The following is a 23,340-nucleotide window of genomic DNA, read 5'->3' on the forward strand; positions in this document are numbered from 1 at the left end:
TGTCTATGTCATTTCAAATCGGAGAACTTTTTAATTTAGACTATTGGCGACAAATGTTTTCCGGTGACTTGTTTTCTCAGAATTTTTTGGTGAACATACTCGATGTATTGGTTGTTTGGTATTTAGTTTATAAACTCATTCAACTATTGCGAGGAACAAAAGCAATCCAATTGCTAAAAGGGGTAGGGATTTTTGTTGTTATTCGGATCTTAGCCGAGATTATTGGTCTACATACCTTATCTTGGTTGATGAATCAAGTGATCACGTATGGTGTGATTGCGGCTATCGTCATTTTTCAACCAGAGATACGGCGTGGATTAGAACACCTCGGTCGTAGCTCACTTTTCAAACAATCGAAGAGTGAGAAACAAGAAGATGAACAGATGATCCTTTCTTTCGACAAAGCGATCCAATATATGTCCAAACGTAAAATCGGTGCCTTGATCACGATCGAACGCCACACCGGTTTGGATGAATATATCGAAACAGGGATTGCTTTAGATGCCGATATCACTGGCGAATTACTGATCAATATTTTTATTCCGAATACACCGCTGCATGATGGTGCAGTGATCGTAAAAGATGGAAAAATTGCCGTAGCCAGTGCCTACTTGCCTTTATCTGAAAGTATGTTGATTCCGAAAGAATTCGGAACTCGTCACCGAGCGGCTGTCGGAGTCAGTGAGGCGAGCGATGCGATTACGATCGTTGTCTCAGAAGAAACAGGAGATGTCAGCATTACGTTGGATAACCAATTGATGCCTGGCTTATCTCAAGAAGAATATTTGACGATCTTGCGTAAAAATTTGATCGTCGAAGAAAAAAACAAAAATAAAAATACGCTCCAAACCTTCTTAGACGTGATGACTAAAGGAGGGGATCACAAATGATCTCAAAAGAGAGGCGTAAAAGTATCTTATATGCGTTTGTTGCGTTATTATTCAGTATTGTGCTGTATTTTAATGCGAATGGACAATCTGTCCAAGACACGCTGTCAGGAAATGAAGCCTATACGCAAAACGTTTCTGATGTGTCAGTACAACTTTTATACGACACGGATCAATATTATATCCATGGATATGAGAGTACGGTCACAGCGAAGTTGTCCAGTGCCAATCGTGTTCAGTTGAATGCCGAAGCAATTGAAGATACAAGAATGTTTCGGGTGACAGCAGATCTCACTGGTTTAGGTGAAGGAACACATGAAGTACCATTGAAAATCAGAAATCTGAGCAGTGCAGTCAAAGCAAAACTAGAGCCGGATACGATCACAGTGACTATCGAGAAAAAAGTGACAAAAGAATTTGAGGTCACGCCTTTACTCACAACAGAATCAACTCCAGCTGGATTTGAATTGAATGACCTTGAATTATCACCAAAAAAAGTGACGGTCACGACTGGCGATCAGACACTGGAAGAGATCCAACAGGTCGTAGCGAGGATCGAACCTGCGATGATCACAGACGATGGGGTCGACACGAGAGTCACTGTACAAGCATTGAATAGTGCAGGAGAACCTTTAAGTATTGTTTCAGATCCAGTACAAGTCACTGCAAAAGCAACGGTAACAAAGCCTACGAAAACGATCCGACTTTATGGAACAGCACAAGGGACTCCCGCAGATAACGTGGAGAGTTACGATTTCAGTTTCTCTGAAATTGAAGCAGAAGTCACTGGTTCAGAGAGTCAACTGGCTCAACTAGGAAATAGCATCACGATACCAATCGATATTTCTGGGATCGTCCATCGGACGACAAGAAATATTGATATTCCGGTAGAGAGTGGACTTAGTATCACACCAACTTCAATCGATGTTGAGATCACACCGATCCTGAAAACAAGCACGGAAAACACTAGCCGTTCTAATTCGGGAAATTCCGGAAATTCTGGAAATTCTGGAGGAAGTACAACTTCTGGTGCAGGGTCGACACCTGCCAACTCTTCGTCATCGACGACACGTCAGTCCGAAGAGATGCAGTCAACATCGAGTGCAGGGTCGAATGAATCATCAAGTGAGATAACACAATCAAGTAGTCAACCGAATAGTCAAGAGGATTCATCGGAAAATTAAGTTAAAGGAGCAAATTTACAGCTATGGGTAAATATTTTGGAACGGACGGTGTCCGTGGAGAAGCGAATAAAGAACTAACACCGGAATTGGCCTTCAAATTAGGACGTTGCGGCGGTTATGTACTGAGCCAACATGAGAAAGATGGAAAACGTCCACGTGTATTGGTTGGACGTGACACAAGAATTTCAGGTCAAATGCTCGAAGAAGCGTTAGTTTCTGGTCTGTTATCTGTCGGGATCGAAGTTTTTCAATTAGGTGTGATCTCTACGCCAGGAGTGGCTTACTTGACACGTTTGCAAAAAGCAAGCGCAGGTGTCATGATTTCTGCTTCACACAATCCAGCTCAAGATAACGGCATCAAGTTTTTTGGTGCAGATGGATTTAAATTAGATGATGACCAAGAATTAGAAATCGAAGCATTGTTAGATGCGGAAGTCGATGAATTACCACGACCTTCTGCTGAGGGATTAGGTACAGTCGAAGAGTTCCCAGAAGGGTTGCTGAAATATTCACAATTCTTAGTACAGACGATCAACGGCGATCTTTCAGGCTTAACGGTCTGTGTAGATGCGGCAAATGGTGCAACAGCAACATCTGTCAATCGCTTGTTTGCTGATTTGGAAACTGATTTCTACACGATGGGAACAAATCCGAATGGCTTGAACATCAATGACGGTGTCGGATCAACGCATCCTGAGCGTCTAGCAGAAATGGTAGTAGAAAAAGGAGCAGACGTCGGTCTTGCCTTTGACGGCGACGGCGATCGGATCATTGCGGTGGATGAATTAGGAAATATCGTAGATGGCGATAAGATCATGTTTATCTGTGCGAAATATTTGTCAGCTAAAAATCGTCTGAAAAAAGATACAATCGTTACAACGGTCATGAGTAACCTCGGTTTCCATAAAGCAGTCGAAGAAATCGGTTTGAAAGATGTTGTGACACAAGTGGGCGACCGCTATGTGGTGGAAGAAATGCGTAAAAATGACTACAACTTCGGTGGCGAACAGTCTGGTCATATGATCTTCTTAGATTTCAATACAACAGGAGATGGTATGCTTTCTGGTATCCAATTGTTGAATATCATGAAACAAACTGATAAAAAATTATCAGAATTAGCGGCAGAAGTAACGATCTATCCGCAAAAATTAGTCAATATCCGCGTAAGCAATAAAAATGGTGCAATGGAAGTTCCTGCAATCAAACAAGTTATTGAAGAAGCAGAAGCTGAAATGGCTGGTGAAGGACGTATCTTAGTTCGCCCTTCCGGGACAGAACCATTACTGCGCGTGATGGCAGAAGCACCATCTGATGAAAAAGTAAACTATTATGTTGACAAAATCGCAGCGGTTGTCAAAGCTGAAATTGGAATCGATTGATAGAATGACATAAAAAAAGAGAGTCAATCTTTGGATCATGGAGATTGACTCTCTTTTTGTGCTCGTTTCTGAAATAATGGGTCATTACACATAAGGTCATTTAAAAGACGATGGCTGTCACATGATACAAAACGAGCGAGCAACTCTTAACTAGATCAAATAAAAGATGTGTCTGGGACATTAGACCTCTTGTACCACCTAAAACCGAATAAAGGGCGGTAACAGAAGTAACCTCTTAGGAAATAAGGAGCCATCCACAAAAATTGAAGAACAATTTTCGTGGATGGCTCCTTATTTCTCGTGGCTGAACACTTCTATCCCGCCCTCGATTGCAAAGAGCATTTATTATATAAAGGTTCACTTGATTGATTATTCAACCGTGACTGATTTAGCTAAGTTTCTTGGTTTGTCTACATCGAATCCACGCAATAGGGTAGCATAATAAGCAAGCAATTGCGTCGGGATGACCATGGCAAGAGGAGAAAGGTATGGATGGACAGCAGGAATCACTAATTGATCCGTTTCTTTTTCTAATCCATGTGCCGCGATCACTAAGGTTTTTGCACCACGACTTTCAACTTCTTTTAAGTTGCCACGTGTATGAGCCCCTGTGATTTCCTCACTAATAATCCCAATCACTGGTGTGCCTTCTTCAATCAGTGCAATGGTACCGTGTTTCAATTCACCGGCAGCAAAACCTTCTGCTTGTATATAGCTGATTTCTTTTAGTTTCAAAGCAGCTTCTAAAGCGACATCGTGATCATTGCTACGACCGATATAAAAGGCGTTGCGCGTGTCATTCAAGAATTCAGCAGCTAGTTCTTGGAGTTCATCTTTTTGAGTAATTACTGTTTCCATCGCATTCGCTACCAAACTCAATTCGTGTGCTACATCAAATGTCAATGAACGTTTATTGCCTTTTTGATCACCGACTGCTTTTGCAAGTAAAGCCAGTACAGCGATTTGAGCAGTGTATGCTTTAGTTGAAGCAACAGCGATCTCCGGACCTGCATGTAGCAACAGAGTGAAGCCAGCTTCTCTTGATAACGTAGAACCAGCAACGTTCGTGATCGTCAATGAAGGATGACCTAATTGATTGATCTTGACTAACACCTGACGACTATCAGCGGTTTCGCCACTTTGACTTAAAAAGATGAAGAATGGTTTTTTCGATAATAAAGGCATGGTATAACCAAACTCACTGGCCAAATGGACTTCTACTGGAATGTCAGTCATTTGTTCGAAGGAATGCTTGCTCGCTAATCCCGCATGATAACTTGTGCCGCATGCCACGATGTAAATACGGTCACTTGCTAACAGTTCGTCCATCAATTTGTGATCTAAAGGAATTTCATTGTCCTCATTCACATAAGTTTGCGCGATTTTACGCATGATGATCGGCTGTTCGTCGATTTCTTTCAACATATAGTAAGGGTATGTTCCTTTTTCAATGTCAGAAGCATCTACTTGTGCTTCATAAGAATCACGTTCTATGATCGTACCAGTCATTGTTTGGATCGTGATATCTTCTGCTTGAACGATCACCATTTCTTGATCTTCAATTTCAATAAATTCTTTAGTGTAAGCAAGCATCGCCATCGCATCACTTGCGATCACATTGAATCCTTGGCCTTTACCGATCAATAAAGGGCTTTTGTTTTTGGCAACGAAAATTGTTTCAGGAGCTGTGCGATCCATCAAGGCAAAAGCGTAAGAACCTTCGATGACTTCTAGCGCTTTTCTAAATCCTTCTTGTGTCTCTTGCGCTTCTTCCACGAATTTTTCAATCAAATGAACAACGATTTCCGTATCTGTTTCGCCAATGAAATCATCAGTGGCTACGTATTGTTGTTTCAATTCTTCAAAATTTTCAATCACCCCATTATGGACTAAAACAAAACGTCCGCTTTGTGAGTGGTGGGGGTGCGCATTTTTCTCTGCGGGTTCCCCATGAGTTGCCCATCTTGTATGACCGATACCTGCTGTACCAGCTGTTTCTGAAGATAATTTATCTTTAAGGTTTTGGATTCTACCGCGTGCTTTGACTAAATGGTCCTGTTTTCCATTTGAGACAAAGATACCCGCCGAATCATACCCGCGATATTCTAATTTTTCTAAACCATTGATCAACCCTGGTGTCACGTTCTCTAATCCGATCATTCCAACAATTCCGCACATAAAAAAACATCCTACTTTCTGTTATAAACTTGATATTAGCGTTTCCAACTGCGTAAGAAACCTTTTGTTCTACCTTCACAGATAGTTTTTATGTTTCTTTTTAGGGTGCAGTCCCTAGGGCCATCCGCCGAATCCTTCGATCAACCCTTTCCTCGTCATCTGTGAAAACAGACCTGGCGCTATTCCGTATTGGTCTAATTATCCTCCTGTTATTATTTTCTTTGGAAACATCTAAAATCATAACGTTAATGTGTGAGGTTTGTCAATAAAAAAGACAAAAAAATAAATTGGTATATATCTAATTGGAATGAACAAAAGAAAATTATCAAATTCGACTATCATCTTTTCTTGTAGTTCGGTACAATAATTATAGATAGAAGGAGGATGAAAGATGGAAGAGAAGATAGAAATCATGACGTTGGGTATGTTAAAAAAACAAATTGCAGCATTTGAAAAAACAGAACACGTGACGGATGACACTAAAATCTTTTTGGATACCGGATGGGACAGTATTCAAGAAATCGCCCCTGATGCGTTCGAAATCGAACATGCGCAACAGTTTGTTGTTGAAGATGAATTGACCCACGAACAGTTTACTGGTTACACCCTTGAAGAAAAAGCAGGAAAGATGAATGCGATACCTGGTTCTGAAACGGTGATCGTGATTAGAAATCTATATTAGGAGAGTGTAAAATGAATAAGAAACGTTGGATAGCAGTACTGATTGCTGCCGGCTTATTGGTTATTTCGTTGGTATCATCAAGTTTGACGCAACCGCAAGAAGAGGTGCAGATGGGGAGCATCAATAGTTGGTTATATGGGGACGATGAAATGTCACCAGTGGTACTTGAAGAAGGCAGTGGCATGGAAAGAATCGCAAAATTGTCCGTTGATGGTGCCATAGCTAGCGGAGGCTCTTCTGGTTTATTTGCTACTGAGAGTTATAATCATGAAGATTTCTTGAAACAAATTGAAGCGATCGAGGCCGATGAACGCGTAAGTGGGATTTTATTGGAAGTCAATTCTCCGGGTGGCGGAGTTTATGAAAGTGCAGAAATTGCCAATTTACTCAACGAGGTCCGAACAGAACGTGATCTACCGATGTATGTCAGTATGAAAAATATGGCTGCCAGTGGTGGTTACTATATTTCCGCACAAGCAGATAAAATTTTTGCAACGGAAGAAACAGTGACTGGTTCAATCGGTGTGATCATGTCCGGACTCAACTATTCGGGCTTACTTGAAAAAATCGGCGTCGAAGATACAACAGTAAAAAGTGGCGCACTAAAAGATATGGGATCGGCTACTCGACCTGAAACTGAGCAAGATCATGCAGTATTACAAGCTTACATCGATAACGCCTATAATCGTTTTGTTAAAGTAGTTAGTGAAGGAAGAAACAAATCAGAAGATGAAGTGAAAAAAGTCGCAGATGGCCGTATTTACGATGGTGTACAAGCGAAAGAAGCAGGATTGGTGGACGAAATCGGCTATCCAACAGATGCTTTAGCTGCGATGAGAGAAGATCTTGATCTACAAGATGCTGAGTTGGTCGAATACTCAACTAGTTCTACTGGATTTGGCAATACTTGGTTTGGTGCAAAATTAGCAGAATTACAAGGGTTGCAAGCTTCTGAAACAAGTCAGATCTTGTCATTGCTTGAAAGTCTAGGGACAGCAGAATCTCCAAGAGCAATGTATCTATATGGAGGTGAGTAAGCATGAACGAGAAATCAACGAACGCGTCAACACCCGAAGAACGATCAAAGATCAATGAGGAACCGAAAGTAGCTGAACGTACGGAGATATCATCTAAACAAGTTTTTAAGGTAGAAGAAAATAAATTAGTAGATCCTACTAGTAGAAAACAAGATACAGTAGATGCTTCAGTTGCTACTAAAGACGAAATCACAGCTGACAAAAACACAAGTAGCTCGTTGGAAGAACTTGGGTTTGTAACACAAGCAAAAAATGACCAACCGGCTGTAGGACCAGATCCGGGATTTTCTCAAAAGGTGCTAAGTTCCTTTGAAGAAAAACCACTGTCAGAAACTGAGATCAAAGAAAATCAGAAAAAATGGAAAAAATATACAGAACAGAGAACCGATGAACCAAGTATCAATCGCTTTCCTTATTATTTCTTTGCCGGTTTTTGGGTTCGTTTTGCTGCGTTTTTAGTTGATCTGATTTGTATTGGGTCCATTACTCGCTTAACGTTAGGCATCGCAGTGAACCTAGGATGGCTTCAAGTTTCTGATTCATATTTGAGTATCTATGGTAGTTTGTCATTGGTCGCCTATTTAGCTTATTTTATTTTATTGACGAAATGGAATCACGGCCAGACGATCGGGAAAATGATTTTTGGTATTCGAGTGATCAGTTTTGATGAAGAGGAACTTTCATGGAGTACAGTATTAGTCCGTGAGGGCGCTTGTCGCTTCATTTTGAGATTTCCGTTACTTTATATCGGCTATCTCCCGGTCATCTTTAGTAAGAAAAAACAACACATCGGTGATTATTTTTCAAATACGAGTGTAGTAACCATCAATATGATCAAAGCATTTAATCAAGAGATGAATGCTTGATTCTTTAAATAGAGAAAATGGCTGAATATGGTTATTGTTCAATAAGTCGTGTCAGACAAATGATAAAACAGTGAAGGGAAGAACCTAAGTGAGACCGATCGATTTTCCTGATAAATACGACAATTTGATGCGTATTGGCCAACAGGCATTAACAGATCATCAGTACAGTCAAGCAAAAGAGCTGTTTGAACGTGCATATGAACTTGAAGCAACATTTGAAGCGAATACGTTATACGTGTTGGCACTATCAGAATTGGATATGTGGGAAGAGGCACTTCATCAAGCACTTTTGCATGAAAAACAGTATTTGATGAATGAAGAATTGGCTACTTTTTACTTTGATCTACTGATTACAGCAAAAGATTTTTTATATGCACGAAAATTGATTGCAAGTGCTGATTTCCCCGATGATTTTGAGCAAGCAGTTTTGTTGAAAATCCAACAATCAGAAGAATTAGTCGGACAGATGCGAAGACAGAAGATTCGTGAAATCTATCAACTGGTAGAAAAATTACCTTTTGAAAAACCAACTACCCAGTTGAGTTATATCCAAGAAATCGAACAACTGCCTTACCACGAATTTATCCAGACCGCTAGAAAGTTGCTCGTTTTAAAAACGGTCCATGTTCTTGTAAGGGCCAAGTTGCTTGAGTCGCTCGTTCAAGTCAAAGAAGCAGCACCAGTTGCATACTTGACGATCGAGGAAGAGTTGATCGAAGTGATACCAAAGAAAATGGTGCGTCCAGAAGAGCAAACTTCCTATCGACGAATCAAACAAATGGCGGAAGCGTATGAGCGAGAAGACGCCTTGATGAGTAAGAATTTAAAAGAAGAGTTTGCGATGCAATCGGCGATCGTTTATCCGATCTATGATAGCTACATTGGAAATCTTGACAAGTGGTTCAAACAAACATTAGCAACCTATACGAATCAGCCGTGTGACGATTTTTTGGCATCTGAACAACACGAATTCACTGAAAAAAGAAATAAAATAATGACAGAACTATTATTATTCAATACGTAAAAAAACAGAGGAAAAGATAAAAAAGTCATGAAAAACGTGGATTCCCCTCGTTCAATATGTTTACAATTTGGAAGGGTTAGTGTACTATTTAAAGGTATGCATGAAACGTTTTTGATGTATCAAAATGAATTTCTAAACTCGGAGGGAAATAAATGACTGCAACATTCGAAAAAAAAGGCACAAATGATGGTGTTTTAACATTTACGATCGGGCAAGATCAAATCCAAAAAGGATTGACAACTGCCTTTAATAAAGTAAAAGGAAACTTGAACGTTCCTGGATTCCGTAAAGGAAAAGTATCTCGTCAAGTATTCAACCGTATGTACGGAGAAGAAGCATTGTACGAAGATGCATTGAACGCTGTCTTACCTGAAGCATATGAAGCAGCTGTTAAAGAAGCAGCAATCGATCCGGTTTCTCAACCTAAGATTGATGTAGCAAGCATGGAAAAAGGTCAAGACTGGACGATCACAGCAGAAGTAACTGTAAAACCTGAAGTAAAATTAGGTGATTACAAAGACTTAGTGGTTGAAAAACAAGACCGTGAAGTAACAGAAGCAGACGTTGAAGAACGCATTAAACGTGAACAAGAAGCGCAAGCTGAATTAGTCATCAAAGAAGATGCTGCAGCTGAAAATGGCGACACTGTTGTCATCGATTTTGAAGGTTTCATCAACGATGAAGCATTCGAAGGTGGAAAAGGCGAAAACCATTCACTTGAATTAGGATCAGGTTCATTCATTCCTGGTTTTGAAGACCAATTAGTTGGCCACAAATCAGGTGAAAACTTAGATGTTACTGTGACATTCCCAGAAGATTATCAAGCAGAAGATCTTGCAGGTAAAGAAGCAGTCTTCAAAGTAACGATCCACGAAGTGAAAACAAAAGAAGTACCTGAACTAGATGATGAGTTCGCAAAAGATGTAGACGATGAGGTATCTACATTAGCAGAATTAAAAGAAAAATACATGAAAGAATTGACTGAAACGAAAGAAAAAGCTGCAGAAGATGCAAAAGATGAAGCAGCAATCAAATTGGCAGTCGAAAATGCGGAAATCGTTGATCTTCCACATGTCATGGTCCATGATGAAGTTCACCGTTCAATGGACGAATTCTTAAACAACATGCAACGTCAAGGGATCTCACCAGAAATGTACTACCAATTAACTGGTTCAACAGAAGAAGATTTGCACAAACAGTTTGAAGAAGAAGCAGAAATGCGTACAAAAACAAACCTTGTGATCGAAGCTGTAGCAGCTGCTGAAAACTTAGATGCAACAGAAGAAGAAATCACTGCAGAGATCCAAGAATTAGCAGAAACTTACAATATGCCGATTGACCAAATCAAACGTGTATTGACAGAAGATATGTTAAAACATGATGTGATCATGAAAAAAGCAATCGAATTGATTACAAGTACAGCAAAAGAAGCAGAATAAACGAATAGAATTATTGATCTGCATCTATATGAAAGAGTCCAGGCGCCTAGATGAAGCCTAGACTCTTTCATTTTGTTTTAAACTTCTTTGATACTTTTGCTTTTTTTTAAATTATGGTATGATAGGGAAAGACTGTAAAGTCTTTGATAGTTTCTTGCGAATCAACGCAAGTTAAGGGGTGAAGACCATGTATGATAATCCAAGTGGTAATGAGACTGTACGCTGTTCTTTTTGTGGTAAAACACAAGAAGAAGTGAAGAAAATCGTAGCAGGTCCGGGGGTCTACATCTGTAACGAATGTATCGACCTATGTAAAGAAATCATTGATGAAGAATTCTATGAAGAAGCAGTACGAGAATTTACTGAAGTACCAAAACCTTCTGAGATTCTTGAAGTATTGGATAATTATGTGATTGGACAAGAACGTGCAAAACGTTCATTGGCTGTAGCTGTATACAATCACTATAAACGTGTCAATCAAGGAGCACAAGACAGTGATGATGTCGAATTGCAAAAAAGTAATATCTGCCTGATCGGTCCAACTGGTTCCGGTAAAACATTCTTAGCGCAAACATTAGCAAAAACATTGAATGTACCATTTGCCATTGCTGATGCAACAAGTTTGACAGAAGCTGGTTATGTAGGTGAAGATGTAGAAAATATCTTATTGAAACTTTTGCAATCTGCTGATTACAATGTTGAACGTGCGGAAAAAGGAATTATCTACATTGATGAGATCGACAAAATTGCACGTAAAAGCGAAAATGTATCGATCACACGCGATGTATCAGGGGAAGGCGTACAACAAGCCTTACTGAAAATCTTGGAAGGAACAGTTGCCAGTGTGCCGCCACAAGGTGGACGCAAACATCCTCATCAAGAATTCATCCAAATCGATACGACGAATGTGTTGTTCATTGTCGGTGGTGCGTTTGATGGTATCGAAACAATTGTAAAAAATCGTATGGGCGAGAAAACAATTGGTTTCGGTACACAAAACCAAAAGCTTTCAGAAAATGAAAGTGTCATGCAACATATCATTCCTGAAGATCTATTGAAGTTCGGCTTGATCCCAGAGTTTATCGGACGCTTACCTGTAATGGCTGCGTTAGAAAAACTAACAACCGACGATTTAGTTCGTATCTTGACGGAACCAAAAAATGCGTTAGTGAAACAATACCAAAAATTACTTTCACTAGATGACACTGCTTTAGAATTTGAACCAGAAGCACTAAAAGCCATTGCGAAAAAAGCAATTGAGCGCAATACTGGTGCACGTGGGTTGCGTTCGATCATCGAAGAAATCATGATGGATGTCATGTTTGATATTCCTTCTGATGAAACGATCGAAAAAGTGATCATTACAAAAGAAGCTGCCGAACTTACCGGCAAACCAACAGTTATTTACAAAGACTCAGAAAAAAAAGCGGGATAAAATGAAAGGAGCAGTCGTGAAAGTTTTAGCAGCTTTTTCGACTACTCCTTTTTATTCTGTCGAAGAAAGTGGAGAGGGATTGAGCCACTTTACCGTTTTGAAGGAGAGAGAGCATATGAAAGTCCATCATGCGGATATTGTGATCAGTGCTGTGGCACCGAAACAATATCCAGAAACAGATCTACCAGAGATTGCCTTAGCAGGTCGCTCAAATGTCGGGAAATCTTCCTTTATCAATACGCTGATCGATCGAAAGAATCTCGCCCGTACATCAGGTAAACCCGGGAAAACACAAACCCTGAATTTTTATCTGATCGAAAATGCGCTGCATTTTGTCGATGTTCCAGGTTATGGTTACGCGAAAGTTTCTAAAACTGAGCGTGCGAAATGGGGAAAGATGATCGAAACTTATTTGACATCTAGAGAACAATTAAAAGCAGTGGTATCACTGGTGGATGTTCGCCATAAACCATCGCAAGAAGATATCCAAATGTATGAATTCTTAAAATACTATGATATCCCAGTGATCGTTGTTGCGACAAAAGCAGATAAGATCCCTCGTGGAAAATGGAACAAACACGAAAGCGAAATTAAAAAAGCGTTGAATTTCGATCGCAATGACACATTCATTTTATTTTCTTCTGTAACGAAACAAGGAAAAGAAGAAGCATGGAAAGCCATCGAAGAAGCGATCAGCGAGTAAACAAATAGACTTGATACTTAGGTTGAAAGGCAAACTTTCAAAAGCTAAGGTATCAAGTCTTTTTTGTTTATTTCTTTTTTTTGTCTTTTTTTGGGTCGCTTTTTGGTTTTAAAAAGCGATCAATGTCTTCTTTTGGAGCAACGGTCTTTTCCGGATCAACGCCAAAAGATTCAAATAGTTTGTCGAAATTATCTGTACGCTCAAATTTCAATCCCATGTTTCTCACCTCTTCCTTTATTTTAACATGCTACCCCACAATCCGTGGCATAAGACGAAAAGTTTTAGTTTTTTTTTATTATTCGTTATAATTTGATTATAAATAGATTTGAGAGAGGTGAGAAATATGGTGTCGAAAGAAAAAATGATGTTCCGTCTTGTCTTGACCAGAGATCGTACGAACGAAAAAGAAGAAGCCTATGATTGGTCCATGCTTACTCGTATCTTGCTTGCCCCTGACTTTTTTCAATCCTCTCGTCATACGAAAGAACCATATACCTTAAATGCACTAAAAAAAGCCTTAGAAGAAATCTCTGATGAAGAGATCGGTTGGTTTGAAATTTATCAGAATAAGCTTACTTGCCGTTTCGAATTTGGCTATCATCATCTCCAAATTGATTATCAGTTTTTGTGGCAGGTATTTCAAAAAAATGAATCGGTGATTCGAAACTATCTTCAAACAAAAATGCAAAAAAATGGTATTTTTGCTTATATGAGAAGTGTCGAAGAATATTTATATCATAATACGAAAGAAATCGAAAAGCGTTTATCCTTTGAATCTGCCGAGAACATCGAAAAGTTGCCTAAAATCAAAGGGCAAAATGGGCAGATTGTGGTAGATTGTAACCAGTTTCCCGGTTATGATCTAATCGTAGAAGGGCGTTGTTTTACTTCTTGTTGGGAAATGTATTATAGTCAATATTATTATCGACTGATCCCTAAAGAGATTTTTTTGGAAATGCAACAGGTGGAGGAAATCATCCAATACGAGAATCAAGTAATTGGTATCCAGTTGTATCGCGATCCATTTCGTTGGCAAAGTGAAGCGAATTTAAAATTTCAACAATACTATCGAGATCAATTAGGCTTTGATCATTTGTCGTGGGACAACGGCGTTGGTTTACTGAAAGAGCCATTTGTCGAATATGCCTATACCCAAGACTCCTTGCAAGCGGTCCAGTATCAAAATCATTTGATGCAACCAACAGAAAAGAAGAAAGCAACATTTTTCGTAACAAGAAGCTATGATTTTGCTACTTACGATTATAAAGAAAAAAGAGCGAGAGGTGTCCTTAATCGTCAAGCATTTTTTCCTTGGATTGATGAAAGCCATAGCCAGTTGATCTGTTATAAAGTGATCGATCCAACATTCATGTTAGACAAGGGAATCGATGCTTATAGTTATTATATTAATGAATACTTGAATGTCGAAGCCCCCGATGAAATGTACCAAGACTATTTGACCTCATTGCGCATTTACTTGCCGATTAAGTTTTTAGCTGATTTTCCTATCGAGGAGATCCGCAATCGATTATCAGAGATTCAATTCAAACGAATACGCAAGAGAAGAGGACGTTTAAGCTTTGATGCAGTTCAAGGAAAAAAACGTCTCCGGGTCGTCTTGATAGATCAAGCTGAATTGTCTGGTAATCTATTGATGCAGAAAAATTAGCTGATGTCAATCATTTCAAGAAAAGCTGGATCATACGGAGATGATCGGAAAAGTGAAATGGTAAAGTAGTTCAAAATCTAAAATATCAGAAGGCATCCACAAAAATTGAAGTATGATTTTGTGGATGCTTTCATACTTGTAGTTGAAGTTACGTGTGTATTCAAGATTTTTATCGTTTTTGAATGTTTTTGAATGAATATTGTTGAATGTTATATAAAAATATGCTAGAATCTATCGTGAGGTGATCGTGGAAATGCTTACAGAAGAACGTAAACAGAAAATTCTACAACTATTGGAACAACATAAAATTGTCAAATCCCAAGAGTTAGTAGTCTTGTTAGATGCTTCTGAATCAACGATTAGACGGGATCTTCAAGAGTTAGAAGATGAAGGTTTATTGCAACGTATCCATGGAGGAGCAAAAAAAGAGGATCTTTTAGGTTTTGAACAAAACATGAGTGAAAAAACGCTCAAAAACGTTCATGAAAAGCAGATGATTGCACGATTAGCAGCAGAACTGGTGAACGATGAAGAAGTCATTTATCTTGATGCAGGATCAACCACGTTAGAGATGATCCCTTTTTTAAAAGGTAAACAGATCACTGTTGTAACCAATTCAGTGAAACATGCTGCCGTGCTAGTTGATCTACAAATCTCAACGATCGTTTTAGGGGGGCAAGTGAAACTCTCAACGAATGCAGTATTAGGAGCTAATACACTTAGCCAATTACAGGATTACCATTTTAATAAAGCATTTATGGGAATGAATGGCGTTCATCTTGAACGTGGATTCACTACCCCAGATCCAGAAGAAGCTGCGGTCAAACGCTTAGCAATTAGAAATGCACAAGATAGTTATGTTTTACTTGACCATACGAAGTTCAATAAGCAAACCTTTGTTTCTGTTGCACCACTGCAAGATGCCACGATCATAACCGAGCGTTGTCCACTAGAATTTCTTGACGACTACAGTGAACGGACGACAATTAAGGAGGCAAATCAATGATTTATACAGTAACGCTTAATCCATCAATCGATTTTATCGTACGAGTAGATGGATTAAAACTCGGTGATTTAAATCGAATGACCGAAGATTTCAAAGTCCCTGGAGGAAAAGGGATTAATGTTTCCCGTATTTTGAAGCGCATCGATTCTGATTCGACCGCTTTAGGATTTCTTGGTGGTTTCACTGGGGATTTTATTTCTGACTGGTTGAAAGAAGAACAAATCGCAACAGCTTTCACACAAGTGGAAGAAGATACTCGGATCAACATCAAATTAAAATCTGATTCTGAAACAGAGATCAATGGACAAGGACCAACAATCTCAGATCAAGCCATTGAACGTTTGAAAGCAGAATTAGCGACAGTTGGAGCAGACGATATCGTGGTATTATCAGGAAGCGCACCTGCGAGTTTACGTGCTGGATTCTATCAAGAATTGATTGAGATCATCCGCGAAAAAGGTGCTGAGTTTGTGATCGATACTACCGGCGATGATTTGAAAGAAGCATTAAAAAAAGAACCGTTGTTGATCAAACCAAACAATCACGAATTAGCTGAATTGTATGATGTGACATTCCATTCCGTTGAAGATATCATTCCTTACGGCAAGAAATTATTGGCAACAGGAGTAAAAAATGTGTTGATTTCAATGGCTGGGGATGGTGCTTTATTGTTCACAAAAGAAGGAACCTACCGTTCCAATGTATTAGTTCGACCATTGAAAAATTCAGTGGGTGCCGGAGACTCGATGATTGCTGGTTTTATCGGTTCATATAGCAAACATAGAGATGCGGTAGAAGCGTTCAAGTGGGGCGTGGCATGTGGAAGTGCAACTGCTTTTTCGGATGATTTAGCGGTTCGCCCATTCATTGATGAATTGTTACCAGAAGTAGAAATAACAAAAATTGATTAATATCGTGGGGGATAAATCATGGAAATCAAAGACTTAATGATCAAAGATGCGATGATCATGGATCTACAGGCAACTGATAAAAAAGGCGCCATCGATGAAATGGTCCAAAAAATGTATGATGCAGGTCGTATCTCAGATATCGAAACTTATAAAAAAGGGATCTTAGCGCGTGAAGCTCAAACATCCACTGGGCTAGGTGATGGCATTGCAATGCCACATGCGAAGAATGCTGCTGTCAAAGAAGCAACAGTTTTGTTTGCGAAAAGCAATAAAGGCGTAGATTATGAAGCACTAGATGGTCAACCAACTTTCTTATTCTTTATGATCGCCGCACCAGAAGGAGCAAACGACACACATTTACAAGCATTAGCTGCCTTATCACGTTTATTGATCGATCCAGATTTTGTTGGAAAATTAAAAGAAGCAGGAACACCGGAAGAAGTCCAAGAATTGTTCCAAACAGCTGAACAACAAAAAGAAGCTGAAGCGGTAGCGGAACAAGAAGAAGCAGCACAAACAGCGACTTCTTCTAATAAAAAATTTGTTGTTGCAGTTACTGCATGTCCGACAGGGATTGCCCATACTTATATGGCTGAAGATGCGCTGAAGAAAAAAGCCAAAGAGATGGGTGTTGAGATCAAAGTTGAAACAAATGGTTCAGAAGGGATCAAAAACCGTTTAACTGCGGAGGATATTGCTCGTGCAGATGGCGTCATCATTGCGGCTGATAAAAAAGTCGAAATGAATCGTTTTGACGGGAAAGAATTAGTCAATCGTCCAGTAAGTGACGGTATTCGAAAAACTGAAGAATTGATCAACTTAGCTGTCAGCGGTTCAGCACCAGTTTTCCATGGTGATGGAAAAGAAAATTCTTCTGATGAAGGAAATGCAGATGGAACGATCGGCCAACGAATCTATAAAGATTTGATGAACGGTGTTTCTCACATGTTACCATTCGTTATCGGTGGTGGGATTGCCATTGCATTATCATTCATGGTCGACCAATTCATGGGTGTACCACAAGATCAATTAGCAAACCTTGGGAATTACAATCAAGCAGCAAGCTGGTTCAATCAAATTGGACAAGCCGCGTTTGGCTTTATGTTACCAGTTTTAGCAGGATTCATTGCTTCAAGTATTGGTGACCGTCCTGGGTTGATCGTTGGTTTTGCAGCGGGAGCATTAGCAAATGCTGGCGGTGCTGGGTTCTTAGGTGCCTTGATCGGTGGATTCTTAGCAGGTTATGTGATCGTCTTCTTGCGTAAATTGTTTAAAAACTTGCCTAAGTCACTGGAAGGAATCAAAACGATTCTATTCTATCCTGTTTTTGGATTGTTGATTACCGGTTTCTTGATGTTGATGGTCAATGTACCGATGAAAGCACTAAACGATGGTTTGAATAGCTTCTTATCTGGACTTAGCGGTTCAAATGCTGCATTATTAGGTGCGCTACTTGCTGGTATGATGGCTGCCGATCTTGGTGGACCAATCAATAAAGCAGCATATGTGTTCGGTACAGCAACATTAGCAACCACAGTTGCAACTGGTGGTAGTGTTGTGATGGCTTCCGTTATGGCGGGAGGAATGGTTCCACCATTAGCTATCTTCGTTGCAACACGTTTGTTTAAAAATAAATTCAGTAAAACAGACCAAGATGCTGGCTTGACAAACATTGTTATGGGGCTCTCCTTCGTAACCGAAGGATCAATTCCATTTGCCGCAGCTGATCCAATCAGAGCAATTCCAAGTTTCATTATTGGTTCTGCATTGACAGGTGGTTTAGTGGGAGCATTTGGTATCAAATTGCTAGCACCACATGGCGGGATTTTCGTTGTCTTCTTACTAAGTCATCCGATTATGTATCTTGTATTCATTGCAATTGGTGCAATTGTTTCTGGAGTAATTTATGGTGCTTTAAGAAAATCACCAGATGCAGTTGAAGTAGCCTAATCTTTAATAAAAATATAAAACATACTAAGATTAGTGGGTAAGGTATTCGACGGAATATCTTACCCACTATTTTCTTGTAATCAAGTATAGTGAGAGTGGAAGGAAGCGGGAACATGACCTCATGGACTTGAAGTCCGTGTAAGGGAAAGTCGAATCGGAATGAATCAGTGAAGATTTTTCAATCAAATAGTGAAGGAGGTTGGGACGGAAGGGTTTAGCCTTATTTCCGAAGAGGGGACTTTTGTTCCCGCCGTTTATTCGGTTATAGGCGTGGGGGAGAACTAATGTCCCACTCCTCTTTTTTTTACTTGTGTTAGTAGATAATCAAATCTGATTCTCTAAGATGTAATTGGTCTGGTATTCTCAATAGGTTGAAAAATTATTTCTAGTGACTGAAGAATAGTATCGCAAAAACGTTAAGTGACCCTTCATGTTGTCTCAAATTCTGGCTTTTTGCTGAAGTGATTCAACCATGCGTTAGACTAATCTTGAATCAATGACTAATGTGATGTTGAAGACGTTTTACAAGAAGATTCCCTTTATCGAATAGGGGGTTAATGCTATAATTAGAAGGATTGATAATAGAAAGGATGTTGTGAATGTCATCCAAAGAAAACTTATTAAAGGGAATGAACCCTCGTCAAAAAGAAGCGGTTCTACATACAGATGGCCCGCTTTTATTAATGGCTGGTGCCGGTAGTGGGAAAACACGTGTTTTGACTCATCGAATCGCTTATTTGATTGAAGAAAAAGAAGTGAATCCATGGAATATCTTGGCGATCACCTTTACCAATAAAGCGGCGAAGGAAATGAAAGAACGGGTCAATGCCATTTTAGAAACAGGTGGCGAAGATGTCTGGGTCTCTACCTTTCACTCGATGTGTGTCCGTATTTTAAGACGAGATGTGGATTATATCGGCTACAATCGAAACTTTACGATCATTGATTCTTCGGAACAATTATCATTGATGAAACGAATTTTAAAAGACTTGAATATCGATCCTAAAAAATACGATCCAAGAAGCTTGTTAGGATCGATCTCGCAAGCAAAAAATAGTTTGTTGTCACCAGAGGTTTTTGCCAAGATGCAAGGCAGTTACTATGAAGAAATTGTTGCAAAATGTTATGCAGCGTACCAGAAGGAACTCCTATACAACCAATGTATGGATTTTGATGATCTGATCATGAATACGATCCGTTTATTTGACGAGCATCCAGATTCATTGACGTATTATCAAAATAAATTCCATTACATCCATGTAGATGAATATCAAGATACGAACCACGCACAATATACGCTAGTTAATCTATTAGCTGGACGGTTCAGAAATCTTTGTGTAGTTGGGGATGCAGATCAAAGTATTTACGGCTGGCGTGGAGCAGATATGCAAAACATCTTGGATTTTGAAAAAGATTATCCAGATGCTGCGGTGATCTTGTTAGAACAAAATTATCGCTCGACGAAAACGATCTTGAATGCAGCGAATCAAGTCATCGAAAACAACCGCAATCGAAAACCCAAAAATCTTTGGACAGAAAACCAAGACGGTAATAAAATCACGTACTATCGAGCAGACAATGAACGTGACGAAACACGTTTTATTGTAGAAAGAATGCAAGAAGAGATCCAGACGAATCGTCGCAATTATGGAGACTTTGCTATTCTTTATCGAACAAATGCCCAATCGCGTGTCATGGAAGAAACCTTACTAAAAGCCAATATTCCGTACAAAATGGTTGGAGGTCACAAATTCTATGATCGAAAAGAAATCAAGGATGTTTTGGCGTATCTTAATGTGATGGCAAATCCTCAAGATTCATTGAGTTTTGAGCGGATCGTCAACTCACCAAAACGTGGGATTGGACCAGGATCGGTGGAAAAACTTCGTAGCTTTGCCACGATGCACGAATGGCCGTTGCTAGAGGCTGCAAGAAATGTTGAGTTAGCGAACATCGGCGGAAAAGCAGGAACACAGTTAGGCTCTTTTGGCGAGATGATGCATCAATTGACTGAAATGATCCCTTATTTGACCGTTACAGAGTTAACCAAAGAAGTCTTAGAACGTAGTGGCTATTTGGATGATCTAAAAATCCAAAATACGTTAGAATCCCAAGCACGTATAGAAAACTTGGAAGAGTTTTTGACGGTGACTCAAGAATTTGATAAACAATTTGAAAAAGAGGGGCTAGAGAGTGCTGATTCGCCAGAGGACAAACTGGTCGTCTTTTTAAATGACCTTGCACTTGTATCAGATATCGATAGCTTAGAAGAAGAAACGAAGCAAGTGACATTGATGACCTTACATGCTGCTAAGGGTCTAGAGTTTCCAGTCGTTTTTTTGATTGGTCTAGAAGAAGGTGTCTTTCCACTTTCTCGTGCATTGATGGAGGAAAGTGAACTGGAAGAGGAACGCCGTTTGGCCTATGTAGGGATCACTAGGGCGGAAGAAGCATTATTTATGACCAATGCTTTTTCACGGACCTTATATGGTCGTACGCAATATAATCGACCTTCACGATTTTTAGAAGAAATCGATCAAGAATTATTAGATATCCATGGAATGCGTCCAAGCTCCAATACCTCTCAACCGTCGCCTTTTCGTGCGAATAATGCGACACCTAAGTACCAACAACCGACAAAAGCAGGCGTATCAGCAAAAGTCGCTACAGGTGGCGAAACAGGTGGTTGGAAGCCAGGAGATAAAGTCAAACATAAAAAATGGGGACCTGGTACAGTAGTTAGAGTTAGTGGTGATGCAAAAGACCTTGAGCTTGATATTGCATTTCCAAGTCAAGGAGTCAAGCGTGTATTAGCTGCTTTTGCACCAATCGAAAAAGTTTAGTTCAATAGGGGGAGAAAAAGATGGAACACGAAATGACGATCGATGAAGCGACAAAAAAAGCAGAAGAACTCAGAATGCAGTTAGATCGTTGGTCTCGTGAGTATTATGTGTTGGACCAGCCAACGGTAGAAGATTATATCTACGACAAAACCTATGCCGAATTAGTGGCGATCGAAGAACAATATCCAGATCTGATCACCGCAGATTCACCGACCCAACGAGTAGGTGGAAAGATTCTTTCCTCATTTGAAAAAGTCACACATGACATTCCATTATATAGTTTGAACGATGTCTTCAATAAAGAAGAACTGTTAGCATTTGATCAACGCGTCCAAAAAGCAATCGGCCGTCCAGTCGATTATTGTTGTGAATTGAAAATCGATGGTTTATCAGTATCTTTGCGATATGAGAATGGTGAGTTTGTACGGGGAGCGACTCGGGGAGATGGTTCGGTCGGCGAAAATATCACAGAAAACTTAAAAACGGTGCGTTCTGTTCCAATCAAATTAAAAGAACCGATGAGTATCGAAGTACGTGGTGAATGTTTTATGCCGAAACGTTCATTCGTTAAATTGAACCAAAAAAATGAAGAAGAAGGCAAACCAGTTTTTGCCAATCCCCGTAATGCTGCAGCAGGTTCATTGCGCCAGTTAGATTCCAAGATCACAGCGAAAAGAAATCTTAATACGTTCTTATATACCGTAGCAGATTTTGGACCGATGCAAGTCTCTACGCAATACGAAGCGTTAGAAGAATTAGACAAGATCGGTTTCCATACGAACCATGAAAAACGTCTTTGTCATTCAATCGACGAAGTTTGGGCGTTCATTGAAGAATACCATGAAAAACGAAAAGATTTGCCTTACGAGATTGATGGGATCGTTATTAAAGTCAATGATTTTTCATTGCAAGACCAATTAGGTTTTACGGTCAAAGCCCCACGTTGGGCGACTGCCTATAAGTTTCCGCCTGAAGAAGTAGAGACGGTCATCGAAGAAATCGAATGGACGGTCGGCAGAACGGGTGTAGTGACACCGACAGCGATCATGACACCGGTACGTGTCGCTGGAACGACAGTCAGTCGCGCCAGTTTGCATAATGGCGATTATATCCAAATGAAAGATATCCGCTTGAATGATACTGTCCAAATCTACAAGGCAGGGGATATCATCCCTGAAGTCGCACAAGTCATTTTAGATAAACGTCCAAAAGACAGCGAGCCTTATAAAATGCCTAAACATTGCCCTGTCTGTCACAGTGAGTTGGTTCATTTAGATGAAGAAGTTGCCTTGCGTTGCATCAATCCGAAGTGTCCCGCACAAATGAAAGAAGGACTGAATCATTTCGTTTCTCGAAATGCGATGAACATCGATGGCTTAGGCCCAAGAGTCTTGGAACAGATGTACGAGAAGAAACTAGTCGCGGATGTTGCTGATCTCTATAAACTAACAGAAGAAGAATTATTGACGTTAGATAAAATCAAAGAAAAATCAGCGAATAATATTTTAACAGCGATCGACAAAAGCAAAGAGAACTCGGTAGAACGTTTGATCTTTGGTTTAGGTATCCGTCACGTTGGTGCAAAAGCAGCGAAAATCTTAGCGGAGCATTTTGGCGATTTAGAAACGTTGAGTCGCAGTGATTTTGAATCGATCATCCAATTAGATACAATCGGTGATATCATTGCAGATAGTGTAGTGACTTATTTTGATAACGAAGAAGTCCACGAGTTGATGGAAGAACTTAAACAAGCAGGTGTCAATCTTGAATACAAAGGCATTCGTTCGACACAGCTGAAAGAAGTAGAATCGCCGTTTAAAAACAAGACGATCGTGTTAACGGGGAAACTAACTCGATTCACAAGAGAAGAAGCCAAAGAAACGATTGAAAACCTTGGTGGGAAAGTCACTGGCAGCGTCTCTAAAAAAACGGATATCGTTGTCGCTGGCGAAGATGCCGGTAGTAAATTAACGAAAGCCCAAGAGTTAGGGGTCGAGGTTTGGACGGAAGATCAGATGGCTGAAGCGTTAGCAGAGAGTCATCCTGCCCAAGAAACAGAATAATTTTTCAGATAAATTTCAAGAAAGAATTTCAGAATGCGAATTTCTTATGTTAAAATAAGAAGCAAAGTTTTCATTTAGGAAAGA

General features: G+C 39.8%; 18 protein-coding genes. 16 read left to right on the forward strand and 2 right to left on the reverse strand.

Features of this window, described 5'->3' with window-relative positions; genetic code table 11:
* Positions 1 to 5: 5 nt before the first annotated feature.
* The 3 genes from cdaA to glmM are packed head-to-tail and all read left to right on the forward strand — an operon-like array spanning position 6 to position 3,450.
* Positions 6 to 890, forward strand: a complete 885-nt coding sequence (cdaA, locus tag P3R27_RS03955; protein ID WP_010735241.1) for a diadenylate cyclase CdaA — start codon at positions 6 to 8, stop codon at positions 888 to 890.
* Positions 887 to 2,071: a CdaR family protein gene (locus P3R27_RS03960; RefSeq protein WP_301356714.1), complete on the forward strand. Its 1,185-nt coding sequence runs from the start codon at positions 887 to 889 to the stop codon at positions 2,069 to 2,071. The genes cdaA and P3R27_RS03960 overlap by 4 nt, the downstream gene beginning before the upstream one ends.
* 23 nt (positions 2,072 to 2,094) lie before the next feature.
* Positions 2,095 to 3,450 (forward strand): phosphoglucosamine mutase, encoded by a 1,356-nt coding sequence (glmM, locus tag P3R27_RS03965; RefSeq protein ID WP_126134144.1) that lies wholly within the window; start codon positions 2,095 to 2,097, stop codon positions 3,448 to 3,450.
* Positions 3,451 to 3,819: 369 nt separating this feature from the next.
* Here glmM and glmS read toward each other — a convergent pair whose 3' ends face one another.
* Positions 3,820 to 5,628, reverse strand: coding sequence for a glutamine--fructose-6-phosphate transaminase (isomerizing) (glmS, locus tag P3R27_RS03970; protein WP_034689592.1), 1,809 nt, complete (start codon positions 5,626 to 5,628; stop codon positions 3,820 to 3,822).
* A 391-nt stretch (positions 5,629 to 6,019) separates the two neighbouring features.
* Here glmS and P3R27_RS03975 point away from each other — a divergent pair, with 391 nt between their 5' ends.
* The 7 genes from P3R27_RS03975 to yihA all read left to right on the forward strand — a co-directional run bounded on the left by P3R27_RS03975 (position 6,020) and on the right by yihA (position 12,814).
* Positions 6,020 to 6,310 (forward strand): hypothetical protein, encoded by a 291-nt coding sequence (locus P3R27_RS03975; protein ID WP_034689591.1) that lies wholly within the window; start codon positions 6,020 to 6,022, stop codon positions 6,308 to 6,310.
* 11 nt (positions 6,311 to 6,321) lie between these two features.
* A complete protein-coding gene (gene sppA / locus P3R27_RS03980; RefSeq protein ID WP_034689590.1) occupies positions 6,322 to 7,347 on the forward strand; it encodes a signal peptide peptidase SppA in 1,026 nt (341 codons plus the stop codon).
* Between the two features lie 218 nt (positions 7,348 to 7,565).
* Positions 7,566 to 8,213 (forward strand): RDD family protein, encoded by a 648-nt coding sequence (locus tag P3R27_RS03985; protein WP_034689625.1) that lies wholly within the window; start codon positions 7,566 to 7,568, stop codon positions 8,211 to 8,213.
* A gap of 88 nt (positions 8,214 to 8,301) precedes the next feature.
* On the forward strand, positions 8,302 to 9,237 hold the full coding sequence (locus P3R27_RS03990) for a hypothetical protein (protein ID WP_301356718.1): 936 nt from the start codon (positions 8,302 to 8,304) through the stop codon (positions 9,235 to 9,237).
* A 152-nt stretch (positions 9,238 to 9,389) separates the two neighbouring features.
* A complete protein-coding gene (gene tig / locus P3R27_RS03995; protein WP_010735252.1) occupies positions 9,390 to 10,676 on the forward strand; it encodes a trigger factor in 1,287 nt (428 codons plus the stop codon).
* Between the two features lie 187 nt (positions 10,677 to 10,863).
* The gene (gene clpX / locus P3R27_RS04000) at positions 10,864 to 12,111 is read left to right on the forward strand and encodes an ATP-dependent Clp protease ATP-binding subunit ClpX (protein ID WP_271523970.1); all 1,248 of its coding nucleotides are present in this window, start codon (positions 10,864 to 10,866) and stop codon (positions 12,109 to 12,111) included.
* Between the two features lie 115 nt (positions 12,112 to 12,226).
* Positions 12,227 to 12,814, forward strand: a complete 588-nt coding sequence (yihA, locus tag P3R27_RS04005; RefSeq protein WP_034689623.1) for a ribosome biogenesis GTP-binding protein YihA/YsxC — start codon at positions 12,227 to 12,229, stop codon at positions 12,812 to 12,814.
* Between the two features lie 67 nt (positions 12,815 to 12,881).
* Here the strand turns inward: yihA and P3R27_RS04010 are convergent, their stop codons facing one another.
* The gene (locus P3R27_RS04010; protein ID WP_010735255.1) at positions 12,882 to 13,031 is read right to left on the reverse strand and encodes an SPJ_0845 family protein; all 150 of its coding nucleotides are present in this window, start codon (positions 13,029 to 13,031) and stop codon (positions 12,882 to 12,884) included.
* 126 nt (positions 13,032 to 13,157) lie between these two features.
* On the opposite strand from P3R27_RS04010, the gene P3R27_RS04015 reads away from it, so the two are divergent.
* The 6 genes from P3R27_RS04015 (at position 13,158) to ligA (ending at position 23,256) form a co-directional block, all read left to right on the forward strand.
* Positions 13,158 to 14,483 carry a hypothetical protein gene (locus P3R27_RS04015; RefSeq protein WP_034689587.1) on the forward strand — a complete coding sequence of 442 codons (1,326 nt, stop codon included), beginning with the start codon at positions 13,158 to 13,160 and terminating at the stop codon, positions 14,481 to 14,483.
* A gap of 253 nt (positions 14,484 to 14,736) precedes the next feature.
* Entirely contained in the window at positions 14,737 to 15,489 is a 753-nt protein-coding gene (locus P3R27_RS04020; RefSeq protein WP_034689586.1) for a DeoR/GlpR family DNA-binding transcription regulator, read from the forward strand.
* A complete protein-coding gene (gene pfkB / locus P3R27_RS04025) occupies positions 15,486 to 16,400 on the forward strand; it encodes a 1-phosphofructokinase (protein WP_034689585.1) in 915 nt (304 codons plus the stop codon). Before P3R27_RS04020 ends, pfkB begins: the two co-directional genes overlap by 4 nt.
* An 18-nt stretch (positions 16,401 to 16,418) precedes the next feature.
* Positions 16,419 to 18,350: a PTS fructose transporter subunit IIABC gene (locus P3R27_RS04030; protein WP_034689584.1), complete on the forward strand. Its 1,932-nt coding sequence runs from the start codon at positions 16,419 to 16,421 to the stop codon at positions 18,348 to 18,350.
* Positions 18,351 to 18,949: 599 nt separating this feature from the next.
* The gene (pcrA, locus tag P3R27_RS04035; RefSeq protein WP_034689583.1) at positions 18,950 to 21,193 is read left to right on the forward strand and encodes a DNA helicase PcrA; all 2,244 of its coding nucleotides are present in this window, start codon (positions 18,950 to 18,952) and stop codon (positions 21,191 to 21,193) included.
* A gap of 20 nt (positions 21,194 to 21,213) precedes the next feature.
* Complete coding sequence (gene ligA, locus P3R27_RS04040; protein WP_301356722.1) at positions 21,214 to 23,256, forward strand: NAD-dependent DNA ligase LigA; 2,043 nt, start codon at positions 21,214 to 21,216, stop codon at positions 23,254 to 23,256.
* The last annotated feature ends 84 nt before the right edge of the window (positions 23,257 to 23,340 follow it).

It is taken from the genome of Enterococcus spodopteracolus (assembly GCF_030441955.1).
Taxonomy (GTDB): Bacteria; Bacillota; Bacilli; order Lactobacillales; family Enterococcaceae; genus Enterococcus_B; species Enterococcus_B spodopteracolus.